The sequence below is a fragment of the Enterococcus sp. 3G6_DIV0642 genome, assembly GCF_002140635.1.
In the GTDB taxonomy this organism is placed as follows: domain Bacteria; phylum Bacillota; class Bacilli; order Lactobacillales; family Enterococcaceae; genus Enterococcus_D; species Enterococcus_D casseliflavus.
Genome location: NZ_NGLH01000002.1, coordinates 26,194 through 47,790, shown reverse-complemented (window position 1 = coordinate 47,790; position 21,597 = coordinate 26,194). Strand labels below are relative to the sequence as shown.

The 21,597-nt window shown below is 37.0% G+C and carries 22 protein-coding genes and 6 pseudogenes; 23 read left to right on the top strand and 5 right to left on the bottom strand.

Annotated elements, in window-relative coordinates; translation table 11 throughout:
• Positions 1-442 precede the first annotated feature (442 nt).
• Together A5878_RS17170 and A5878_RS17165 are read left to right on the top strand one after the other, a co-directional pair.
• The gene (locus A5878_RS17170) at positions 443-1,942 is read left to right on the top strand and encodes a primase C-terminal domain-containing protein (protein WP_081132420.1); all 1,500 of its coding nucleotides are present in this window, start codon (positions 443-445) and stop codon (positions 1,940-1,942) included.
• 135 nt (positions 1,943-2,077) lie between these two features.
• Complete coding sequence (locus A5878_RS17165) at positions 2,078-2,365, top strand: PrgN protein (protein ID WP_012481689.1); 288 nt, start codon at positions 2,078-2,080, stop codon at positions 2,363-2,365.
• A 359-nt stretch (positions 2,366-2,724) separates the two neighbouring features.
• Here A5878_RS17165 and A5878_RS17775 read toward each other — a convergent pair whose 3' ends face one another.
• A complete protein-coding gene (locus A5878_RS17775) occupies positions 2,725-3,180 on the bottom strand; it encodes a hypothetical protein (protein ID WP_231601513.1) in 456 nt (151 codons plus the stop codon).
• Positions 3,181-3,637: 457 nt separating this feature from the next.
• Here A5878_RS17775 and A5878_RS17600 point away from each other — a divergent pair, with 457 nt between their 5' ends.
• The 16 genes and pseudogenes from A5878_RS17600 (at position 3,638) to A5878_RS17065 (ending at position 15,448) form a co-directional block, all read left to right on the top strand.
• Positions 3,638-3,778 (top strand): hypothetical protein, encoded by a 141-nt coding sequence (locus A5878_RS17600; protein ID WP_002316998.1) that lies wholly within the window; start codon positions 3,638-3,640, stop codon positions 3,776-3,778.
• Positions 3,779-3,791: 13 nt separating this feature from the next.
• A pseudogene (locus tag A5878_RS17150) lies at positions 3,792-4,133 on the top strand (DNA topoisomerase); the annotation flags it as partial.
• Positions 4,134-4,906: 773 nt separating this feature from the next.
• The gene (locus tag A5878_RS17140) at positions 4,907-5,329 is read left to right on the top strand and encodes a cupin domain-containing protein (RefSeq protein ID WP_002307506.1); all 423 of its coding nucleotides are present in this window, start codon (positions 4,907-4,909) and stop codon (positions 5,327-5,329) included.
• An 83-nt stretch (positions 5,330-5,412) separates the two neighbouring features.
• Positions 5,413-6,066 carry an ATP-binding cassette domain-containing protein gene (locus tag A5878_RS17135; protein WP_086295834.1) on the top strand — a complete coding sequence of 218 codons (654 nt, stop codon included), beginning with the start codon at positions 5,413-5,415 and terminating at the stop codon, positions 6,064-6,066.
• A complete protein-coding gene (gene fetB, locus A5878_RS17130) occupies positions 6,063-6,827 on the top strand; it encodes an iron export ABC transporter permease subunit FetB (RefSeq protein ID WP_086295833.1) in 765 nt (254 codons plus the stop codon). The genes A5878_RS17135 and fetB overlap by 4 nt, the downstream gene beginning before the upstream one ends.
• Before the next feature lie 175 nt (positions 6,828-7,002).
• A pseudogene (locus A5878_RS17120) lies at positions 7,003-7,209 on the top strand (IS256 family transposase); the annotation flags it as partial.
• A 534-nt stretch (positions 7,210-7,743) separates the two neighbouring features.
• Complete coding sequence (locus A5878_RS17115) at positions 7,744-8,316, top strand: Dps family protein (protein ID WP_086295832.1); 573 nt, start codon at positions 7,744-7,746, stop codon at positions 8,314-8,316.
• A 144-nt stretch (positions 8,317-8,460) separates the two neighbouring features.
• Complete coding sequence (locus A5878_RS17110) at positions 8,461-9,165, top strand: Crp/Fnr family transcriptional regulator (RefSeq protein WP_003125436.1); 705 nt, start codon at positions 8,461-8,463, stop codon at positions 9,163-9,165.
• 228 nt (positions 9,166-9,393) lie between these two features.
• Positions 9,394-9,732, top strand: a complete 339-nt coding sequence (locus A5878_RS17105; RefSeq protein ID WP_003102891.1) for a hypothetical protein — start codon at positions 9,394-9,396, stop codon at positions 9,730-9,732.
• Positions 9,717-10,571, top strand: a pseudogene (lgt, locus tag A5878_RS17100) (prolipoprotein diacylglyceryl transferase). Before A5878_RS17105 ends, lgt begins: the two are co-directional and overlap by 16 nt.
• Before the next feature lie 146 nt (positions 10,572-10,717).
• Entirely contained in the window at positions 10,718-10,951 is a 234-nt protein-coding gene (locus tag A5878_RS17095) for a heavy-metal-associated domain-containing protein (RefSeq protein ID WP_003125439.1), read from the top strand.
• A gap of 319 nt (positions 10,952-11,270) precedes the next feature.
• Entirely contained in the window at positions 11,271-13,175 is a 1,905-nt protein-coding gene (locus A5878_RS17085; protein WP_005225221.1) for a heavy metal translocating P-type ATPase, read from the top strand.
• A 102-nt stretch (positions 13,176-13,277) separates the two neighbouring features.
• A pseudogene (locus A5878_RS17080) lies at positions 13,278-13,886 on the top strand (HAD-IC family P-type ATPase); the annotation flags it as partial.
• A 63-nt stretch (positions 13,887-13,949) separates the two neighbouring features.
• Positions 13,950-14,186, top strand: a complete 237-nt coding sequence (locus A5878_RS17075) for a heavy-metal-associated domain-containing protein (RefSeq protein ID WP_086295831.1) — start codon at positions 13,950-13,952, stop codon at positions 14,184-14,186.
• A gap of 1 nt (position 14,187) precedes the next feature.
• Positions 14,188-14,739 carry a DNA starvation/stationary phase protection protein gene (locus tag A5878_RS17070; RefSeq protein ID WP_005237709.1) on the top strand — a complete coding sequence of 184 codons (552 nt, stop codon included), beginning with the start codon at positions 14,188-14,190 and terminating at the stop codon, positions 14,737-14,739.
• A 16-nt stretch (positions 14,740-14,755) separates the two neighbouring features.
• On the top strand, positions 14,756-15,448 hold the full coding sequence (locus tag A5878_RS17065) for a Crp/Fnr family transcriptional regulator (RefSeq protein ID WP_005225225.1): 693 nt from the start codon (positions 14,756-14,758) through the stop codon (positions 15,446-15,448).
• Positions 15,449-15,489: 41 nt separating this feature from the next.
• Here the strand turns inward: A5878_RS17065 and A5878_RS17060 are convergent.
• From A5878_RS17060 to A5878_RS17050, 3 genes and pseudogenes are all read right to left on the bottom strand, one after another.
• Positions 15,490-15,822: pseudogene (locus A5878_RS17060) on the bottom strand (transposase); the annotation flags it as partial.
• A gap of 111 nt (positions 15,823-15,933) precedes the next feature.
• Positions 15,934-16,554, bottom strand: coding sequence for a CadD family cadmium resistance transporter (locus tag A5878_RS17055; protein ID WP_005237707.1), 621 nt, complete (start codon positions 16,552-16,554; stop codon positions 15,934-15,936).
• Positions 16,555-16,955: 401 nt separating this feature from the next.
• Positions 16,956-17,150, bottom strand: coding sequence for a hypothetical protein (locus A5878_RS17050; RefSeq protein ID WP_005225228.1), 195 nt, complete (start codon positions 17,148-17,150; stop codon positions 16,956-16,958).
• Positions 17,151-17,421: 271 nt separating this feature from the next.
• Between A5878_RS17050 and A5878_RS17850 the strand changes: the two are divergent.
• From A5878_RS17850 to A5878_RS17030, 3 genes and pseudogenes are all read left to right on the top strand, one after another.
• Positions 17,422-18,058 (top strand): annotated as a pseudogene (locus A5878_RS17850) (transposase); the annotation flags it as partial.
• A gap of 698 nt (positions 18,059-18,756) precedes the next feature.
• Positions 18,757-19,194, top strand: a complete 438-nt coding sequence (locus A5878_RS17595) for a hypothetical protein (RefSeq protein ID WP_016612339.1) — start codon at positions 18,757-18,759, stop codon at positions 19,192-19,194.
• A 330-nt stretch (positions 19,195-19,524) separates the two neighbouring features.
• Positions 19,525-19,878 (top strand): nucleotidyltransferase family protein, encoded by a 354-nt coding sequence (locus A5878_RS17030; protein ID WP_060792970.1) that lies wholly within the window; start codon positions 19,525-19,527, stop codon positions 19,876-19,878.
• Between the two features lie 574 nt (positions 19,879-20,452).
• Here the strand turns inward: A5878_RS17030 and A5878_RS17425 are convergent.
• Positions 20,453-20,539 carry a type I toxin-antitoxin system Fst family toxin gene (locus tag A5878_RS17425; protein WP_115224856.1) on the bottom strand — a complete coding sequence of 29 codons (87 nt, stop codon included), beginning with the start codon at positions 20,537-20,539 and terminating at the stop codon, positions 20,453-20,455.
• Between the two features lie 121 nt (positions 20,540-20,660).
• Between A5878_RS17425 and A5878_RS17025 the strand changes: the two genes are divergently transcribed.
• Both A5878_RS17025 and A5878_RS17765 read left to right on the top strand, forming a co-directional pair.
• Positions 20,661-20,894 (top strand): hypothetical protein, encoded by a 234-nt coding sequence (locus A5878_RS17025; protein ID WP_005225230.1) that lies wholly within the window; start codon positions 20,661-20,663, stop codon positions 20,892-20,894.
• A gap of 312 nt (positions 20,895-21,206) precedes the next feature.
• Positions 21,207-21,581: a hypothetical protein gene (locus A5878_RS17765; protein ID WP_249686466.1), complete on the top strand. Its 375-nt coding sequence runs from the start codon at positions 21,207-21,209 to the stop codon at positions 21,579-21,581.
• The last annotated feature ends 16 nt before the right edge of the window (positions 21,582-21,597 follow it).

Sequence of the window (21,597 nt, the reverse complement as noted above, 5' to 3'; positions counted from 1 at the left end):
AATTTAAAGTATAAGATATACAATAAAGTCTAATTAGGTATAACTTATATGAGGTTTATTTAAGTATAACTTATACTTTATAAAAATTTCTTCTTGTACAAATTTAACTGTTTTGTTATATTCAAATAAATAATACATATAAAAAAGAGACGGATAAAAAAGTGAATTTGGCCTCACTTCTTCATCTGAATCACATACAACACTATGTGTTCTCGCTCGTCTCATTGAAATTATGTAAGTGGCTGGAAACCACTTATGTGATTTGAATAAACCTATTCGGACTACCAATCCGAACCTATAGGTTTATTTTACCATTTTTTGACGAGCAATTCAATATATATACGCTTATTTTGTCATTCCTTTGAGACTTCTAAGCCATTGAGAGAACACAAATCTTTAAGATTATTTGTGTTCTCTTTTTGTTTAGGAAGGAATAACAGTCATGGCAGCTTCTTTGGATGTCGTATATTCGACGGTATTACAAAATGGTATCCGTAAATTTAAATATAAAAACAGCCACTTAAAACCGGTCTCTTTTAGTGATCAGTCGGGAAAGGGGGCTATTTTTGCGTACCGTTCAAAGGAACACATGATCGAGGGGATTGGACTAGTGATCACTTCAGAAGAAGGGGTGATCGAAAACAATAATCGATTCACTCATTGGACACCAAATGTATTTCGCTATGGAACGTATGCTGATGAAGCCAGAATGTTTACAAAAGGTCATTCTGAGGACAATTTGCGTCAAATCAATACTTTCTTTGTTGATTTTGACACATTGGATCCAAACTTTGACTACGGAGAAATTATCTTGGCCAGTCACGAGATCGGCTTTATGCCGACAATGATTCTACGTACACCGCATGGATTTCAAGCTTTCTATGTACTAGACAAGCCTGCATACGTGACAAAGAAATCAAATTTTAAAGTGATCAATGTAGCCAAAATGATCTCAAAAAATCTAAGAAATAAATTTTCAAATGATTATCGGTTTCCAGTTGATGTAAATGCCAATCATTTTGGGATCACACGTATGCCTTCTGAAGAGAATGTTTTATTCTTTGAACCACAGTATCGTTATAGTTTCGAAGAATGGATCGACTGGTCAATGAGAGAAGATGCGGACAAAAAAGCGGAGATCAAGAACGTTTTTGTATTACCATCTACTCAAGAATTTCGTCAAGTCGATGAACCCTGGTTCCAGCTGTTGCTAAAAAGTCAAAAAATACAAGGTGAAAAGGGCGTATATGGTCGAAATAATGTCATATTCACCTTGTCTTTGGCATACTTTTCGTCAGGATACGAAGTAGAAGCATGTGAATTGACGATGTTAGAATTCAATGACCGCTTGGCTAACCCTTTATCTGATCGAGAATTAACCAGAATCATTCGTTCCGCTTACTCCGGAAAATATCAAGCAGCGCACAGAGAAAAAATTGTCCTATTATGCCAAGAGTGGGTCGATGCCAATCTTTCTGAAGAGCAGCTATTCAACAAAAAACGGGGTTGGTGGAAATTCAAGAAAGAAAGAGCTGTTCGCAAGTATTCACATAGTCATGAATGGGCAGAAGATCTACTGTCCTATTTGAATGAGCAATCCTATGAAGAACAACCATACATTATTTCTACAAAAAAAGAGTTAACTGAACGTTTAAAGATCCCAAAACGTTCCCTGGACAAAGTACTGAAGCATTTAAGAGAAGAGAACAAAATTCATTTTCGTGTTCGTGCTGGTCGTAATGGGGGTATTATGCTAGCTTCGATACATGGATTGATGCGCTCCGTTATCCGGCTAAAAAAAGAAAGCCGGGGGACTTATTTCGCTGCGATCTCAGAAGCTTTTGGAAAAGAATACACGTTTGTCCAGACAGCACTGAAACGCTTGATAGATCCCAATAAGATCGGCGTGCAAACAGATCTGTTCATGATCGATACAGGCTGAAATTAAAAGGTGCAAATTGCCTATTACATTATATCTATGATACGTTCCTTCTTTTCTCCGCTTTGCTTGCTGGTCTTAAGAAAGAGTAGTACTATTATCGCAAACGTAATAATATGGTGGGAGGTCTTTCTGACTATGAGTATCAATACCTTTGTATATCCCTACCCGATCAATGTATTTATTATTTCGCGGTTAGGTATGACAGTAGAGCAATTTTGTGAGTTGCATGGATATAAGCAGAGTACAGTAGCAAGCTGGGTAACAAGAAACCGTACCGTAAAGACGTTGCCTTGTGATTTTTTGTATTGTTTAAGCCTTTCTTCAGGCTGGTCAATGGATGATGTTTATCGTCATTTATTGGTGTTGGAGGAGAGGTTTTTAAAGAGTATTGATCCAAAAAAGAAGAAAGAACAGGTGGATTGATTGATGACGGAGGAGGAGTTATCTGTTCTTAATAGAATCAAAGAATGGTCTGTTCTTTTGAAGATTTATTATGGTATTCTGTTCTTTTCATTTGTTACAGTAGGCTTAGTTTCTCTTTTGTTGACTCTTTTATCGTTATGGACGAATATGATGCTATTTTTGTATTTACTTTTACTGTTTTTCTTAGGATTAGGGGGAGTAGGTACTGCCATTCTTGATGATTATAAGTGGTCATTGTTTAGTGGAATTTGTAGGAGAATGAAAAAAAGTGCAACTGTTGAGTCTTATGAATGCTGGAAGAAGGAAATGAATGTGTAGAGGTATACAAAAGAGCCCAGCAATAGATACTAGGCTTTTTCCTATGGCTTTAAAATGTATACAGGTGGAATATGAATGTTGTTTGGACGATCACCGTTTCTGTCAGATAAACGTTGGAAAGCGCCGTGTAGACCTTCTACCAAATGACTGGATGGCAATAAATTGTGCCAATTTGTTACGATTTGATTTAATTTATTTAATCGATTCTGTTTTTCATTAAGTTGATCATCCATGTAAATATTTAGTACGTTTGTTAGGTATTGTGCCCACATTTTTAATTCGATAGAGTCCACATGGTCTGCTACGAAAGCTAGTTTTTCCAATATGAGTTTTGATTCTTCAAAGTACCCTAAGTCCATTAAGCAGTCAGATAAGTTTCCCAAGCAGATAGGGTAATATTTCTTGTAAAAATGGTTGAATGAGTCCATGACATTGAAGTCAACAGCAAGTAGTTTTTGACTAACTATTTGCAGCTGGTCAATAGATAATGGGGTCATAAAGTCTGCGAAAAATTGGAAATCATAAGAAGTCGGGTACGTGGCTTCTTATGATTTGATTTATAAGAGCCAGGGCTTTAGTGATATCGATTTTAGGAATTTGAGTAGTGTCATTTGATAAAAATTTCTCAAGCAGCATTCTTAAATGGATTAGTGTCAAATTATTGTTTTCGTTTCTAAAACATCCTTGTATAGCAAGATAGCTTGTTGAACATCATGATGTTCAACAAGGTTGTAACGTTTTTTTGAGTGTTGTTGTCTTCGGATATCGAATTCAAACAATCACTACTTATCACTAACAAGTCAATTATCAGATTGAACAGAAAAGTGGATTGACAGCTGAAGCAGTTGAAGAGCTCAAAGATTACTCAAATAAACAATTTCAAGGCTAGAGAACAAAAGCAAGAACAAACAATAGCTTTACAAAGAGAAGAAGAAAAATAAAGGAGAGTGAGCTATGAATTTTCTACAAAATAATTTCCAAACTTTATATTTAGGTGCAGCTGCAGGAGATATTCAAGGAAGAATTTCCGGAGCATTAACAACAGTTCAATCCGTATTGACAGGTATACAAGATCGTCAAAAAGCATTTAGATGAAGCGGAAACAATCGTGATTGCGACCGACAGCGACCGAGAAGGTGAAGCAATCGCCCGCTTGATTATCAACCTTTCGGGAAATAGCCGGAAAACCATTAAACGTTTATGGATCAACTCGCTTGAAACTAGCGAAATCAAAAAAGGATTTCAAAATCTGAAGGACGGACAGGCGTTTTATTCCACTTACAAAGAAGCAGAAACCCGACAAATCGCTGATTGGCTGGTAGGAATCAATCTCACCCGTCTTTACACGCTTTATATGCAGAAAAACGGCATGAGAGGCGTGTTTAGCGTTGGACGCGTCCAAACCCCGACTTTGTTCTTGATTTACCAACGCAACGAAGAAATCAAACATGCATTGGCACTTAAACTCTTATTACTGGAGTTAAATTCATATGATTTTTAATCTGCAAAAAAGTTTATAGCACCGTCGCTTATACCAGAAAATATAACAAACGCCGCATTGTTTTTTTGTGCACTTTAATAATCTATTCAACTAAGGAATTAAGCTGGCTGTCAAGAGAGTAATATCGTATTGAATCTCAGGTGGAAATTTTCTGCGGTATCTTTTTTGACTGAAATGACATTAGTGTTTTTTGGGGATTGTGTATGTAAGTATTTTTTAAAATCATTTTAACAAGTTTTGGACAAAAATTCTCATGAAAAAACAGAATTTAAATAGCATGATAAATTAGAGAAGATAGTTTAATGTGCTTATAGGAACACCCCACTTTTACAGTCACAATCAATAACCTTGCTACTTTCTTTCGAAATTGATAAGATTCTAAAGGATTGACAACGCTTGATAGTGAGCATAAACTTAATATACGCTAGTTAGTTTACAAGTGCAAACTAAAAAAGTATGATGTGTCGTCTCTGAAATTCTCCCTGATTCAAGTCATAACCAGAGTACATATCGGTTATTTTTTGATTCCATATTTTTTCCTTTATGTGCTGAGGATTAAGGGGTACCAATTGTAATTGCGCGTTATATGGTCTTTGTTTAGAATCGCTCTCCAAAAAGCCAATTTTTTGCATAGAATTTTAGATGTGGTACCATTAATTAGAATTATTATAAATAAGAAGTAGGTATCATTGTTTTAGTAAAAAGACTAGGAGGAATGGAAGATGGAAATAGACTACAAGGATCATGGGAAGAAGCCGTATATCATTAATATTGAAGACGCCACCACAGGAAATGATAATTACCGGACGACCATTTGGACAGGCAGTAAACTGCAAGTCACCGTAATGTCCATTCAACCGGGCGATGACATCGGTTTGGAAGTGCACGAAGGCATTGACCAATTTATCCGTATTGAAGAAGGAGAAGGCGTGTGTAAAATGGGGCCTTCTAAAGATAACTTACATGTTCAACAAAAAGTGATGGATGATGACGCCGTATTTGTTCCGGCGGACATGTGGCACAACATCGAAAACACCGGTGATAAGCCGCTCAGACTGTATACCATTTATGCTGGTCCAGACCACCTTGAAGGAACGGTTCACCCTACTCATGAAGACGCCAAAAACGATCCAAACGAACACTGAGGTACACTAGGATGAAACAAAAGCCCTGCACCCGTATGGATGGTCCACTGGTGCAGGGCTTTTTTATAAAGGAGAGATGTGGTATGAGTGATTCATTGTTTCAATTAGAGAAGATTGGTTTTCAGGCAAACGGAAACCAAATCCTTCAAGATATCTCTTTTACAGTAAACAAAGGGGAAGTGATTGTTTTTTCTGGTCCTTCTGGAAGTGGAAAAAGTACCCTTTTGAAATTAATTGGTACGCTGCTTTCCCCAACTTCCGGAAAAATTTATTATCGAGGTACGGATCTGCAAAAAATCGATCCTGTGGAGTATAGAAAAGAAGTCTCTTATTTCTTTCAAAACGCTTCTCTATTCGATGAGACAGTTCAAGAGAACTTGTCTTTTCCTGCCCGCATAAGAGAAGAAGGATTTGATCGGGAACGTGCAAAAAAATTGTTAGAACGAGTTCAAATACCTGAAACTTACTTATCGAAAGAGGTCAAGGAACTATCAGGAGGGGAAAAACAACGGGTTGCATTGGTCCGAAATTTGATGTATCAACCGAAAGTGTTGCTCCTGGATGAAGTTACCAGTTCATTGGACCAAGAAAACAGAGCGATTGTCCTTGATTTAGTCCGAGACATGATGAAAGACCAACAAACTACGGTGTTGGCCGTCACTCACAACCAGGAAGAAATCGACCAAGCTTCTCGTCTGATTACTATCAAAGGTGGAAAAATGGAGGAATCGAAATGACAAACAATTTGGAAATCAGTAATCTTTCTTTGCTTTTATCCTCTGTCCTCTTGATAGTTGCCTTGTTGATTGATTACAAAGAGAAATTGGGATTAGGAAACGACATTTTTATTGCGGGAATTCGCGCTGTCGTTCAATTATTCCTTATTGGATATGTATTGAGCTACGTATTACGAGTGGATAACAACTTTCTCACTTTAGCGATGGTTTTGTTCATTGTGTTCAACGCTTCTTATAACGCCCATACACGCAGTGAGGGGATCAACCGCTCTTTTAAAATTTCAACGACGGCTATTGGAGTAGGAACAGCCTTGTCCTTACTCATTCTTATTTTTTCAGGAGTCATTGACTGGTCCCCTTCCCAAATCGTTCCAATTACAGGCATGATTGCCAGCAACGCCATGACTGCGATTGGAGTGACCTATCGGTCTTTGAATTCAAAATTTACGGACCAACGCCAACAGGTATTGGAAAAATTGGCATTGGGAGCCAATAAAAAACAAGCGTCCATGAGTATTGTAAGAGAAAGCGTCAAAACGGGCATGGCTCCTTCTATTGACCGAACAAAAACGGTTGGACTTGTCAGCCTACCAGGTATGATGTCAGGGTTGATTTTTGCGGGAATTGATCCTGTTCAAGCGATTCGTTACCAAATTGTTGTGATGTTTATGTTGATTTCAGTTACTGCGATTTCTTCGTTTATTGCTAGTTATATGGCTTACCGTGAGTTTTATAACAATCGCAGTCAATTAATTATATGATTTGGGATGATACACTACTCTTAAAACCAGTGGTTACAATTTTATGTAGTTAAAAGAAGACCTCACGAGAATAATTGCAAAAAGAACTTCATTTTTTAAGGAAGAAGGATATTTTTGTCATCGAATCTTTGGAACGACTAGGGCGAAACTATGATGAAATTTTTTATATAGTGCAGCAACTGGATTGATTGAATCCTTTAATAAGCAAATCAAGAAATACAGCCACCGCAAGGAACAGTTCCAAAATGAAGAGTCGATGGAACGTTTCTTAGTCTCGTCTTTTGATACTCACAACCAAAAATTCCTAGGTCGCAGTCATAAAGGTTTCCAACAGGCCGAAGGCGAGCTCGAACAAATGCTGAGTCAACCGATGGAGAATTAGAAACAATCTACAGTAGGAAAGAACCATTTACACAAAATTATTGACGCTCCCAAGCTAAAACTCCTATTAATCGATCTACTAAAAATAAATAAAAAATTCTTTTCAATTTTTATTTATGGTATGACATAAATAAAGTAAAGTTATTCTTCTAGGTTAATCTTATTAATACTCTTTCTCACTAGTGTTGCATGCAACACTAGTGAGAAAGAGTATTAAATATACTGCAAGGCAAGACATTTGGTAATTGAAGAATAACAAGCAAAAAAATAGCAGTCAGGTCTCTTGACAAAGTATAGTTGCTATTCTTTTTTTAGGCCCTACTTTAATGAAATTTTTGTTTGGAGGGAACGACTTCATTCCTTTGATTATTTCAGTTGAATTTAATAGAGAAGCCTGGCGTCTATTAAGAAATACTTTTCTTGATGAGCGTCAATTTTTTTAACGGAAATCTATCCTATACTAAATTCAGTAAAGAAAAAGGAGGAATCAAAGAAAGCTATTTTAAACAAACCAAAATTATAGGAGGAATAAATCATGACTGAAAATAAAGCTACTCAAGAAAGAACACCCCAAGAAAGATTGCAAGAAGAACAAGAACACAAGGAACATGTTCATCATACGAAAATTAATGCAGCGGCCATTGCGGATCATCTTTTAGGCAACATGCATACATTACATGTGAAACTGCACCAATATCACTGGTATGTAAAAGGAGCCAATTTCTTTACGTTGCATGAAAAATTTGAAGAGTTGTATAACGAAAATGAAAAATGGTTCGACAAACTTGCGGAGCGTCTAATTACTTCTGGGCATAAACCTGCTTCGACAACGGTTGAATTTGAAAAATATTCGATGCTTTCGGAAGATGCAGTTAATAAATACGCTAAAGCAGAAGACATGGTTGAAAATATTATCGAGGACTTCAGAAGCACTCGTGACCTAACTATTCGCGCGATTCGTTTAGCTCAAGACGAGGGTGACGTTGCTTTAGAAGATACATTGATTGCTTTTAAAAATGACTTAGACAAGAACATTTGGATGCTGCAAGCGTTCATTGGTAAAGAAGCATTAGAAGATGATGACGCTCTTGATGAGGATGAAGATTAAGGTAAAAGTAGAAGCTGATTTAGGGATTGGAATTCTTTCCAGTCCTTTTTCCATTTTCTTGATGTGCATCAATTTTTTTGTAGTAAGAGACTTATATAATAAAAGCAGCGAATATAAACAAAATAAATAAAGGGGGAGAATGAATTGACTAAACATACCCATCATGAAATTGGCGACCACGCAGCCTGTATCCGCTTGGTTCCAATATTCAATCACTTAGAGGATAGCGCGATGAATTACATTGCTGAAAAAGCCCACACGAAACAGTATCAAAAAGGAGAGTTTCTGTTTCGTTCACAAGAAAAAGAGGATACTTTATATATTATCAATCGTGGGAAAATCCGTATTTATCGATTGGCAGACTCTGGCAAAGAGCAGCTAGTGCGGATCTTGAACCCTGGTGATTTCACCGGAGAATGGACCTTGTTCAACCCGGATGCAGTACACGAGGAATATGCCGAAGCAACCCGAGATACCGTTGTCTGTATGATTCAGCAAAAAGATGTCCAAGATTTTCTGGAACAATACCCAGCTATTTCTTTAAAACTATTGGCGGAAATGTCTAAACGGTTAGAAAGTTCAGAACGTCAAACGACACAAGTAGCCTTGGAGAGTGTCATTACCCGTTTAGTTTTGTTTTTGGCAGAAAATGTGGAACCTGAAATGGGCAACTCTCCCACCATCACCCTGCCGATGGAAAAAAAGGACATTGCTTCCTATTTAGGAACGACACCTGAGACCATCAGTCGCAAATTTGGAGAATTGGAGGACGAGGGATTGATTCAACAGCTGTCTGGGAAAAGGATCAAGATTCAGGATTTAGATGATTTATTGCTTTACAGCGAATAATCGGACACACTTTTTTCTACACGTTGGTGTTCTGTCGCTCTTCATTAACAACGGGACAGAACTCAGTGCTTTTGCTTCCATCTGTCCGTTTTTGGCTTTTTTAAGACAGAACGACCTTCATTCATTGGAAAAATAAAAGCACAAACATGATAACCCTCAAGTTTTTTTGTTTTATTTTTCTTTAAGATAGGGTTGTCGAACAAAACGTAAAAATAAGTAGGGGTGAATGTGCATTATTTTTGGGTGATAGTTGCCATCACGTTGTCAGCAGCGGGTGCATTCTTTGTCGTCCCTTTCACCAAGAACACGATTGGCGGCGAAGCAAAAACGTCTAACGTTGTTGAGGCAGATAGGTTAGCTATGGAAAAAGAAGAGGAAGTTGTAAAAGGAGCCGGCGTAATCGGACACGGAAAAGTGGCGTATTACGAAGCGAGTGACCAGGGAGATAAAAGTGTATTCACTGTTTGGTTTCCATGGAGCTTAGCCGGAATCTTGTTCAGCATCACCATGACTAGAATGACGCGAAAAATTGAAGAAATGGAGCAAATAGAATGGAATTCGTATTAGGCGTTTTGAATCCCCATGCGGTGGAGATTGGTTCTGTTGTGATTCATTGGTATGGAGTCATTATTGCAGCGGGCATATTAGCGGCTCTCCAGTTGAGCACCAAGGAAGCAAAGAAAAAAGGACTGGAAGAGGATACCATTATCGATATGGCCTTATGGGCAATTCCGATTGGACTCCTCGGCGCTCGGCTTTATTATGTGTTATTTGAACTTGGTTATTATCTGCAAAATCCAGGACAAATCCTTGCGATTTGGAATGGCGGCATTGCGATTTATGGGGGATTGATTGCAGGAGGGGGTACGCTATATTGGTATGCAAAGAAAAAAGGTACTTCTTTGGCACTCGTTCTTGATATTTTAGCGCCCAATGTATTGTTAGCCCAGTCCATTGGTCGTTGGGGCAATTTTATGAATCAGGAAGCTCATGGTGGACCGGTTACTCGTCAATTCTTGGAAAATCTTTATTTACCTGAATTTATCATTGAACAAATGAATATCAATGGTACCTACTACCATCCGACTTTTTTATACGAGTCATTGTGGAGTTTGTTGGGCTTTGTCCTCATCGTCACTATACGGAACCGAAAACAGCTTTTGCGTCAAGGAGAAGTCGCTTTGAGTTACGTTTTGTGGTACTCAGTGGGTCGGTTCTTCATTGAAGGTATGCGAACGGACAGTTTATGGATTGGCGAGTAGATCCGCGTTTCACAAGCCTTGTCTCTGGCCCTGTTTATTGGCGCGATTGTAGTATGGTTTATACGCAGACAAGACTATCCACCAATTTATTATTATTCTGATGGCAATAAGGGGCAGAAAAAGACTATTAAGATGGTGAATTGAGCAAAAAGATAAAAAGAAGTGCAAAACTTGATATGCGTCAATTTTCGTTTGCTAAAAGTGAGATATACTACAGTTGTAAAGAGGAAAAGGCAGTGTTCATTAATCTGCTGCGGATAAAATAAAAACACATAAAGGAGATAGGAATTATGGAAAAAGCTATATTGCAATTAGAAACGTTGTCTTGTCCAAGTTGTATGCAAAAAATTGAAGGTGCCTTGAAATCAGTTAACGGTATTGATAAAGACAGCATTAAAGTATTATTCAACTCCAGCAAAGTCAAAACCAATTTTGATTCAGCTGTCACTTCGATTGAAGAGATTCAAAAAGCTATCGAAAACGTAGGCTATCCGGTCCTTAAAGCAAAAGTCAAGGCCGCTTAACAGATTAAATGAACTAGGCAATTCTGGAAGAAAAGCTATTTTTCCGGGATTGCTTTTTTGTTGCAATCCGATTCGAGGTGCTTAGAAACGATAAAAGAGAACTTTCTAAACTTGATAGCCGTAAATTTTTATTCGATAAAAAGAGGGTATCGTTATAACTGTAAAGAGGAATAAGTGTCATTGAGGCTGTTAGATCAAAAAAATAGTGAGAAGGGACACGTATTTTTTCAAAACTTGATGTCAGTCAATTAATTACTTAGGCAATTATCTTATACTGTGTTTATCAATAAAAGAGAAATTAAATTTGGAGGGAAAAAGCATGCAACAATATATATTAAGCAAGAAAAATGTTATCACCGTCATCAGTGGATTGTTAATCGCACTCGGTTTCTTCAGTCACTTTGTTTTAGAAAACGTAGGACTTTCAGAGTGGTCTTTGATCATCGCCTCTGTCTTTGGGATTACGCCAATTGCCATTCAAGCGTTTCAAGCAATGAAAGTCAAAGTCATCAGTATTGATGTCTTAGTCAGTATTGCAGCGATTGGTGCGCTTTTTATTCAAAATTATGAAGAATCGGCTATTGTCACGTTCTTATTCTTATTCGGACACTACTTGGAACAACGAACATTGAACCAAACGCGATCTGCTATCAAAGAATTGACTGAAATGGCACCCGAAAGCGCCTTGAAACAAATGGATAATGGCGAATTTGAAGAAGTAGAAGTGGATGATGTAGATGAAGGGGATATCTTGCTCGTTAAAACGGGTGCGAAAGTTCCAGTGGATGGCACAGTCCTTACGGGCGAAGGGCATATCAATGAAGCTAGCATTACAGGGGAAGCTGTTCCGGTCAACAAGCTAGCTGATGCAGAAGTTTTTGCAGGAACCATTTTAGAAAACGGAACGATTCAAATCAGAGCTGACCGAGTTGGTGAGGACACCACATTTGGAAAAATTATTGAACTCGTGGAAGAAGCACAAGATTCTAAATCCGAAGCGGAACGGTTCATTGATCGCTTTTCTAAATACTACACACCAGCTGTCTTGGTTCTGGCAATTGTTGTATGGGCGTTCAGTCAAAATATTGAGTTAGCAATCACCATCTTGGTTCTAGGTTGCCCAGGCGCATTAGTTATCGGAGTGCCTGTCTCAAACGTTGCCGGTATCGGGAATGGTGCTCGTAACGGTGTTCTTTTAAAAGGGAGTGAAGTCATTCAAGACTTCAGCAATGTGGATACAATTGTATTTGATAAGACAGGTACTTTAACTGTCGGAAACCCAACCGTTGCAGCGACTGAACTGTATGAAAAAGATTCTGCTGAAACGCTTGGCTATCTGGCCAGTGTGGAACGGGAATCAGATCATCCATTAGCAAAAGCGGTCTTAAATCAAATTGGAGAAACAAATTTTTATCCTGTTGAAGGAACTGAAGTCGTGAAAGGTGGCGGAATCGTTTCAAGTGTAGCTGGACATAGAGTGGCTGTTGGGAATGTGGCCTTGATGGAAAAAGAAAATGTCACTCTCAGCAAAAAAGTGCAAAAAGATGTCAAACGGTTTGAACAACAAGGGAACTCTCTCGTTTTGACAGCGGTCGACGGTGAATTAAAAGTACTGATGGGCATTCGCGATCAAGTCCGTCCGGGTGTGAAAGCTAATTTGCAGGAATTAAAAGACTTGGGCGTGAAAAATCTAGTCGTTCTTTCAGGAGATAACCAAGGAACCGTTGATGTGGTCGCCGGCGAACTTGGTTTGACCGAAGCTCACGGCCACATGTTGCCGGAAGACAAATCGGCTTATATCGGAAAACTTCAACAACGTGGTCAAATTGTAGCCTTTGTTGGAGATGGCGTTAACGATAGTCCGTCCTTAGCTTTAGCAGACATTGGAATCGCAATGGGAAGCGGAACGGACGTAGCGATTGAAACATCCGATGTCGTTTTAATGAACTCGAACTTCAGCAACTTGCCTCACGCATTAGGATTAGTAAAAGCCACCGCAAATAATATGAAACAAAATATCGTGATTTCAATTGGAGTAGTGTTGGTCTTGTTGACCAGCGTCTTCTTCAGCGAATGGATGAATATGTCTATCGGAATGTTGGTTCATGAAGGTAGTATCTTGGTGGTAATTTTCAATGGCATGAGATTAATGAAGTATAAGTTGAAAGGTCGAAAAGAACAAAAAGAAGTATCAGCACCTGCAGAGAAAGTAAAAATATCTTAAGAATAAATTAGAAGAGGCTGAGACAATAGTCCATCCTTGAAATGACAAAAGCGGAAACTCAGATTTTTAAATCTGGGATTTTCCGCTTTTTTGAGTTCTTGAAAAAAAAAGAAGAGTATTGTATTAACGGCAGTTGATCGTAAGTTAATTATTTTAATGGGAATCCGTGACCAAGTTCGAGCAGGTGTTAAACAAGACCTACAAAAATTAAAATCACTTGGTGTTAAAAATCTCACTGTATTATCAGGGGATAATCAAGGCACAGTTAATTTAGTTAAAAAGGAGCTAGGATTAACCGAGGCTCATGGCGATATGTTACCTGAGGACAAGCAAGCGTTTCTAAAAGAAAGACAGTCTACTGGTGAAATTATTGCTTTTATTGGTGATGGTGTGAACGATAGCCCTTCTCTAGCTACTGCAGAAGTAGGGATTGCTATGGGAAATGGGACAGATGTGGCTATTGAAAGTTCAGATATTGTTCTAATGAATTCCAATTTTAATCGTCTCCCCCATGCTTTAGGTTTAGCTAAAGGGACATATGCGAATATGAGACAAAATATTCTAATTGCTGTTGGTGTGGTGATAATATTATTGGTTAGTTTAATATTTAGTGAATGGATGTCTATGTCGATAGGTATGTTAGTTCATGAGGCAAGTATTTTAGTAGTTATTTTAAATGCAATGAGATTAAGAAGATATCAATTAAGATAATTGATCTATGTCAATTATCTTAAAAGAAATGTCCTGTATAATTTATTTAAAGGAGTGATAGATATGACTAAAGCAACATTAAAATTAGAAACATTAACTTGTCCATCGTGTTTACAAAAAATTGAAAGTGGTTTAAAACAGACAGCTGGTGTAGAAAAAGATTCTGTAAAAGTACTGTTCAATGCAAGTAAGGTAAAAGTAGATTTTGATGAAGAACAAGTCAATTTGAGTATAATTGAAAGAGCTATTGAAAACCTAGGATATTCAGTTATTAGTTCAAAAGTAAAGGAAGGTGTATAAAATGACAACAGCAAATGAAAGACAAGAAAAATTAGCTGCTGAAAAAGCATATAAAGAACACATTCATCATACTAAGATTAATGCTGTAGCTGTCACAGATCATATACTTGCTAATATCCATACCTTACATGTAAAATTACATCAATATCATTGGTATGTGAAAGGCACAAATTTCTATTCATTGCATAGTGTTTTTGAGAATTTATACAATGAGAATGAGACATGGTTTGATAAGATTGCAGAACGTTTACTAGCTTCAGGATTTAAGCCAGCTTCAACAACTACTGAATTTCAGGAATTTACAATAATTTCTGAAGATCCGTCTGAAAAATATTATTCTGCTGAAGAAATGGTCATACAGTTAGTAGAAGATTTTAGGACTAATCGTGAATTTACCGTTCGTGCAATGCGTTTAGCACAAGAAGAAGCAGATGATGCATTAGAAGATTTACTAATTAGTTATAAAGATTACTTAGATATAAATATTTGGCAACTTCAAGCCTTTGTTAACAAGGATGCGTTAGAAGATGATGACTATATAGATAACGATTAATTAGGAGGAAAGCTGTATGGCACACCATCACCACCATAGTCATATAGATTGTATACGTTTAGTTCCGATTTTTAATCACCTAAATGAAGAACAAATGAGTTTAATTGCGCAATCAGCGCAAGAAGTACATTATGCAAAGAATGCGTTGTTATTTGGAAATGGTGATAAAGATGACACACTTTATATTATAAATAATGGGCGTGTACGTGTTTATAACTTAAATGAATCTGGTCGTGAACAAACTGTACGCATATTAAATCCTGGTGATTTTATGGGAGAAGTGGCTATTTTTCAAACTGAAAGTTACCATTCTAATTATGCTGAAGCAATATCAGAAGTGAGCATATGTAGAATTCATAAAAAGGATATGGATGACTATTTAGGTGCTTACCCAGAAATTATGAGAAGAATACTATCAGATGTTACGAAACGTTTACAGGTATCAGAAAAGCAAACGATGCAGGTTGGTATGGAGCAAGTAGAGTCTCGTATTATTGATTTTCTATCAGAATACGTTGAAGATGAAGAAAACCATACTTATGTGACTTTACCAATGTCGAAAAAAGATCTAGCCTCGTACTTGGGTACAACCCCAGAAACAATAAGTCGTAAGTTCTCATCATTGGAAGAGAGAGGTTTAATTAAACAGCATACTCAAAAATATGTTGAGATATTTGATTTAGATAAGTTATTATTTGCATCAAGTTAAGTTAAATGATTCTGTGTCAAATAGTATTGGTCAGCAACACTATTTTTACCAAGTGTTGAAAAATGAGGAACAGGATCTTCTAAACTCAAACCTAAAAACCAGCGATAAGCGATATTCACTTCTATTTCTTTTATTGTTTGTCTCATACTTTTAATACCAAATAGATATTGAATCATTGGTAATTTAATTAGAAGAATAGGATCCAAGCTAGGACGTCCTTGGATTTCATCGTATTTCTCTTTAACCAATTCATAAATAAAGGAGAAATCAATACATTGATCTATTTGCCGCAATAAATGGTCCTGTGGGACCAAGTCTTCAAGAGAAAAGAAACCGATTTGTGCGCGTTTACTCATATCTTGTTTTGAGAGCATCTGGATACACCTCCAATTGATACTCTTATTTTAACGGATAAAAAAAGACAAAGCACTAAAAACTAGTACTTTGTCTACAGTCTGAAAGCCCCATTTAAGGGGCTTTTTTATCTATAAAATAAAGTTCAGAAAAGTCTCAATCGTGCCACTTTCATACATGATGTATAGTCCAAGTGGAATGAATACTAAGGGCACAATGATTCGCTCGTATTTTTCAATTGTCTCGGATATTAACGGAATAGAAGATAGCACCCGACTAAGCTCGCAAAAGATAATTATGCCGATTGCAAACACAAGCAACGCCACGAGGGTCTGTGACCAATCTAACGAAGCAAAATAAGGTATATAGATACCTAAATTATCTCCGCCAGACGCAATTGTCAGCAATGTGACTGTCCAAAACAGTTGATTTGCCTTGCTTTGTTCTAATCTTTCAATAATTTCTTCCTCTTCTTCTTCCTCACCTTCTCCAACAATTGCAAAGCGAATCCCTAAATAGATAGGGATTAAACCAAGCAATCCAACCATCCATGCTTCAGGCACGAAATTGACGACATAAGCAGCAACTAAACTCGCCCCTACAAGTAAGCCAGTTCCTAGATATTGCCCCGCATAAATATGCCATTTCTGTTTATTCTGTGATAGCTGTGCAAATAAAATAATTAAAATAATTAAATAATCGATACTGGTGGAAATATAAACACCAATAGCAGATATGATTGTCTGTCCCATAAAAAAACCTCCAGTATTAGTTAGTAATAAATCAGCAGATTTTAGGAGAGCACAGACACATTAATTTAGCTATCGCTAATGGGTAATGTCGAACGTAGGAAAGCATTTTACTCCTCCTCAAAACGTAGTTACAAAGTAATTTCTAACTGGAATTCGGTGACTACTTCCTTGTAAAGTATAACCCACTATACTTTACAAGGTAAAGTGTGGGCTCTCCGAGGGGTCTTGCAGACGGCTCTGTCGGCTCTTTTGAGCCGAGTATCAGCGCACCCTTATGGTGGCATTTAGCTGATACCTGTTTGACGTTTTGCTACTCTACCTTTTCGGTAGGTATGCAAACCTCAAACCAAAATAAAAACCCCCTTCGACTTTCGTCAGGGGGCTTTTATATTTAAGTGCATTTAATTTTGAAGATTACCCTCAAAATATAGACCAAAAACATCGACATTATTATTAATGGTTTGATGAAAACGAGTGATATTTTTGAACGTAAATTCATCACTATGATTTTCAAAGTATCTTCTTAACTGAATAATATTTTTTAAATCATTATCTGCAACAACAGTTAATAATTCATCTTTAAATTTACCAGTCATCTCTCAAAAATCTCCTAGCTATTTTTCTTCTTTAACCACATACCGTCAATCATCTTGTTGATTGCTAAAGTATTATTATTAATTGCCACGTCAAACAATTCATCTGATTTTTGAATACAAATCATTAAAATGGTAATTATGATATTGATTTTTGGGATTCTTTTCCAGCTGGAATGGACGAGTTAGCGAAAATTTTTAGAATGGTTGTCATGGGTGAAGATACCGTAAAAGGAATTGCATTAACTATGGAAATATTGCGGATGCTGCGACTATAGCTAAAGAAGCCTTAGAGGCGTTCTGTGACTTACTACAAGAAGAAGGAAAAGGTTGCTTTAAAGATCCAGAAAAAATTGCCAAATCATTCAACGTGCAATTACCATGAGTTATCGTTTAGGTAGACTTGAACAAGAATCCATCAATGTCGTTCTAAGTGTTCTTGTACGTGAAATTCGTGCGCTTGAAAAGAACATCAAAGACTTGGAAAAGCAATCAAGCAATTATTTGTCGGCATTCGAGAATATCAATATTTGCCCGGTGTTCCAGGTATTGGAAAGGTGTACTCCACTTAATTAATCGTTGAAATCGGTCAAATTGAACGATTGGAAAATCAAACAAAATTGGCAAAATATGCAGGCTTATATTCGAAAGTCAAACAATCTGGTAACTGTCAGTCATAAAATACACCTCTGACAAAACAAGGGAATCGCTATTTTGGATACTACTTAGTTAAAGCTACCAACTCTATAAAAAAGTATCTTCCTGAATATAAAGTTTTTTATCAAAGCAAATGTAAAGAGGTCCCAAATATAAACACAAACGAGCAATCGTCTTAAGTTACGCGTCTTGTGGATACGCTACTACGTAACCATCGACTCTACGCGTTGCCAAGGAGAGTAATAGGTAAATAACATTCTGTTATTGACGCAAACCCTTGAAATCCCCTGTAAAAAATTTGATTTTAGACGGAGCTAGTTAAGTGCGCTTCAAAACAGGTTACACAATAAAAATATTTTCAATCTTCAACTTGACTTATTACCATTAGATTTATTGACAAGAGCCTTTAAAATATATCTATTTTCGGTTTTTTATATTCAACAAGAAAAGACAAGATTCTCGAAGTACTGGAAGATTCTCGTCTTTTCTTTCATTTCATTGTTATTTAAGAGTTATCGTTACGATAATTTTGTCCATTTATTTTCTTAAAATCACAACTAAATTTTATCATAATAAAAATGATTCCTATAAGTTAGACTAAGAATCTAACTTTTGGGGATCGGTTCAAAAAGTCTAGTTTCTTTATAAATTCATGAAATTATCAAATTCTAAAAATTCATTATATCCGAGAATGATTGAGGAAGAGAACAAATCTCTTGTCGAAGAAATAAAAAATGCACGAGAAAAAATTGCTTCTTTCACTGAAGAAAAAGAATATCAAGTCGGAGAGTAGTTAGCAAAAACGTAAGATTCAATCACCACTTTGGAGAATACGATTGAATCATTTAAAGGGAACATTTCAGATAATCAAACCAAAATTTCTGATATCGAAAAGACGATTCAGTTGATTGAATCGAAAATTGACGAACTCAAAAAAGGTGTGTGAGATAACATGTCAAAGAAACGAATTCCGGTATTTTTAGACACGGAACATGAAGATGCTTTGAAAGAATTAAAAACCTATCTGCCCGTTGACGAGGATATTAAAGATAGTCCGATGATTCGATATGCGCTGCTTGAATTACTTAATCGGGTGAGAAAAGAAATAAATTTCGAAAAAAAAGTATTGGATTCTTTGTCTTTATTAGAGATTATGACCAATGCAAAATTGGAGCAAGATCATACCAAAATACAAGACCTTTTTTCTTCTGATGTTTATCAAGAAGCAGTCACAATGAGTAAGAAAGTTGTTCGAAATAAGAACTATCGCTTTAAAAACAGGAAGGACGAATCAAAGAAAGAAGAAAAGAAAAAGGTCAAATCTGTTCAAGAAGATGTCAAAAAAGAACGTGATTTTAATGATATTGTTTCCCAATATTTACCAAAATAATTGAGGGTTGATGGTGGCACCTAGGTGGCACTTTTTACAAAAAGTACCACCTAGGTGCCATCGGTAGTGGTATCTGGGTGCCACTAAAAAAGCCGCAATGATATCACTTTGAAATCTCTTAAAACCCAATAGGCACAGCCTATTTTCCACCTTCTAGTTAGAAGGTGGGGGTATCTACCTTATGCTCTTTCCCTTTTTTTGATCTAAAAGAAGCAATCGATTTACCTGTTCCTTCCCTTTTTTATCAATATTTTTTCCTAAACGGTGAGTATAATTGTCGCTTTTCATTTTTATTTTAATATTCAAATTGAAGACAAGGAGTTCGGTTATTTGATTTATACAATTAGTGACATTCAAAAATTATGTACACCAATATTTTTAGAATGGAAAATAAAAAAAGCTTTTCTGTTTGGGTCATACGCTCGAAACGAAGCAACAGAAACCAGTGATTTAGATATTTTAATCGACGGTGAAGGGTCTTTGCTCCAAAATATATTTGATGTGATTCGGTTAAAAAGTAAATTAAGTAGCGCATTAAAAAAAGAGATCGACCTTATTACACTACGTGCAATCAACGCAGAAACAAACCAAAAAAGAAACCCACTTCTCAAAGAAAATATAGAAGCAGATTGTGTAATGATTTATGATTTTAAAACGAGCGACTCATTTAAAGTAAAGGGTTGAAGCGCAGATACCATTGATCAATTTTTACAAAACTTTTGATTAGTTAGAGAGAAAAAACTTTGCAAAATAGTTTACTTTCGTTATGATAAAAAAGAGAAATGGCGTACAGCGTTTGCTGTGCAGACGCTGTAGGATTTTTGCGCTAGCAAAAAATCCTTGTAGCCTTTCTGGTGTCACTTCAGCTTGCTGTGCGAGCTGAAGTGACCGTGAACCCCCATTTACTAATAGGGGGGTTAGGAAACGACTTCCTACATGTAACGAGGTCAGAAAAACCTTAGTGCTGCAAGGGATTGAGCAATTTTAAAGTTGGTTACATTTTTGACCGATAAAAGTTGAGAATGTAACCAACTTTTTTAGACAGAAAATCGCAAATAGTTTTAATGTAAAAAAACGATCGGTACTGATTGCTGCATTTTGATTTTTTCAAAATTTCTTGCTATAATAAATGTGCGAAGCGATATTAAAGAACAAGCATGTTTACACCAAAAAGCCCTCCTACTGCGAATAGGAGGGCTTTTTTTGCGCTGTTGCGACTCCAGCGTTGGGGCCAGAAGGCAACTGCTTCGACTATCGGCTAATCGTCTAGCCAGCGATCAACTAGTAAGAGTACTAGACCCACGAATAGTGGAGCGATAATCAGCGATATTAAAGTTTCTAGCATATTTACACCCCCTCACGGGGCAGTTGCCATTAACGAGTATAACATGAACAATTCAAGTGATCAGTTGTTTCTTTATTTTCTATTGTCTTTATAATAATCCATAAAAAGAGGAGTTGATATTGTGCACGGTGCAGAGGATTCTCGGCTAACCTATGAACTTTCCCGCTACTTGACCAATACAGAATGGGATCGAATCGAACGAACCAAAAAAATTTATGAAAGGATCAAGAGTGAGGAAGAACTGAACCAACTCAGTAAATCCACAAAAATCCCTTTCGACCATTTACGGCTGATCATGCAAGGTGAGATCATAGCGGACGACTATATACTAAAATTACTAGAAGAAAACATGTAGTTTTCTTACTACATGTTCCTCTACTTTGATTGCTGCATTCAATCGGTTTCGCTTGGCAAAGCGAATTCATGTATACTAAAAGAAAAACAAACGAGGTGGCACCCTTGTGACAACGGACAGATAACCAAAACAAATGTTGACAGTAAAAGAACTTGCTGAACTTTTTGGTATCAGCAGACAAGCTATGAGGAAACATGCTGACAACCTAGAACCAACGTATCTTGCCAAAAACAGCCAAGGGTATAAGACAGTTCTGTGGTCGGGAGTGTTGCACCTTGCTGACAAGCTAGGACGTGGCTAGGACGCGCTGAGTTGCTTGAAGCGTTCGAAATTCCTGACGTAGCAAGCTCTGACAGTATAGAAACGAAGTTGTTTACACAGTTGCAACAAAAGGATGCACAAATTGATCAGCTACAGTCGTTATTAGCCCAACAACAAAAACTTCTTGATCAGCAACAACAACTAACTTTGCAAGCGAACAAACAAATACTGTTTCTGACGTCGCAGGAACACTTCTCAGAAGATTTAAACAAAGAATGCAACAATGATACCAAAAATTTTAAAACGTCTCAAAGTGGTTATGAGACCCCCTCAGAACATAAGGGGAAATTTACTCCTGAAAATGAAGTCGTGCGACTGAAACAAGAAGGACAGAAGAAGTGGTGGCACTTTTTCCGTGAAACCTAAGATAGCGTTGAAAGGA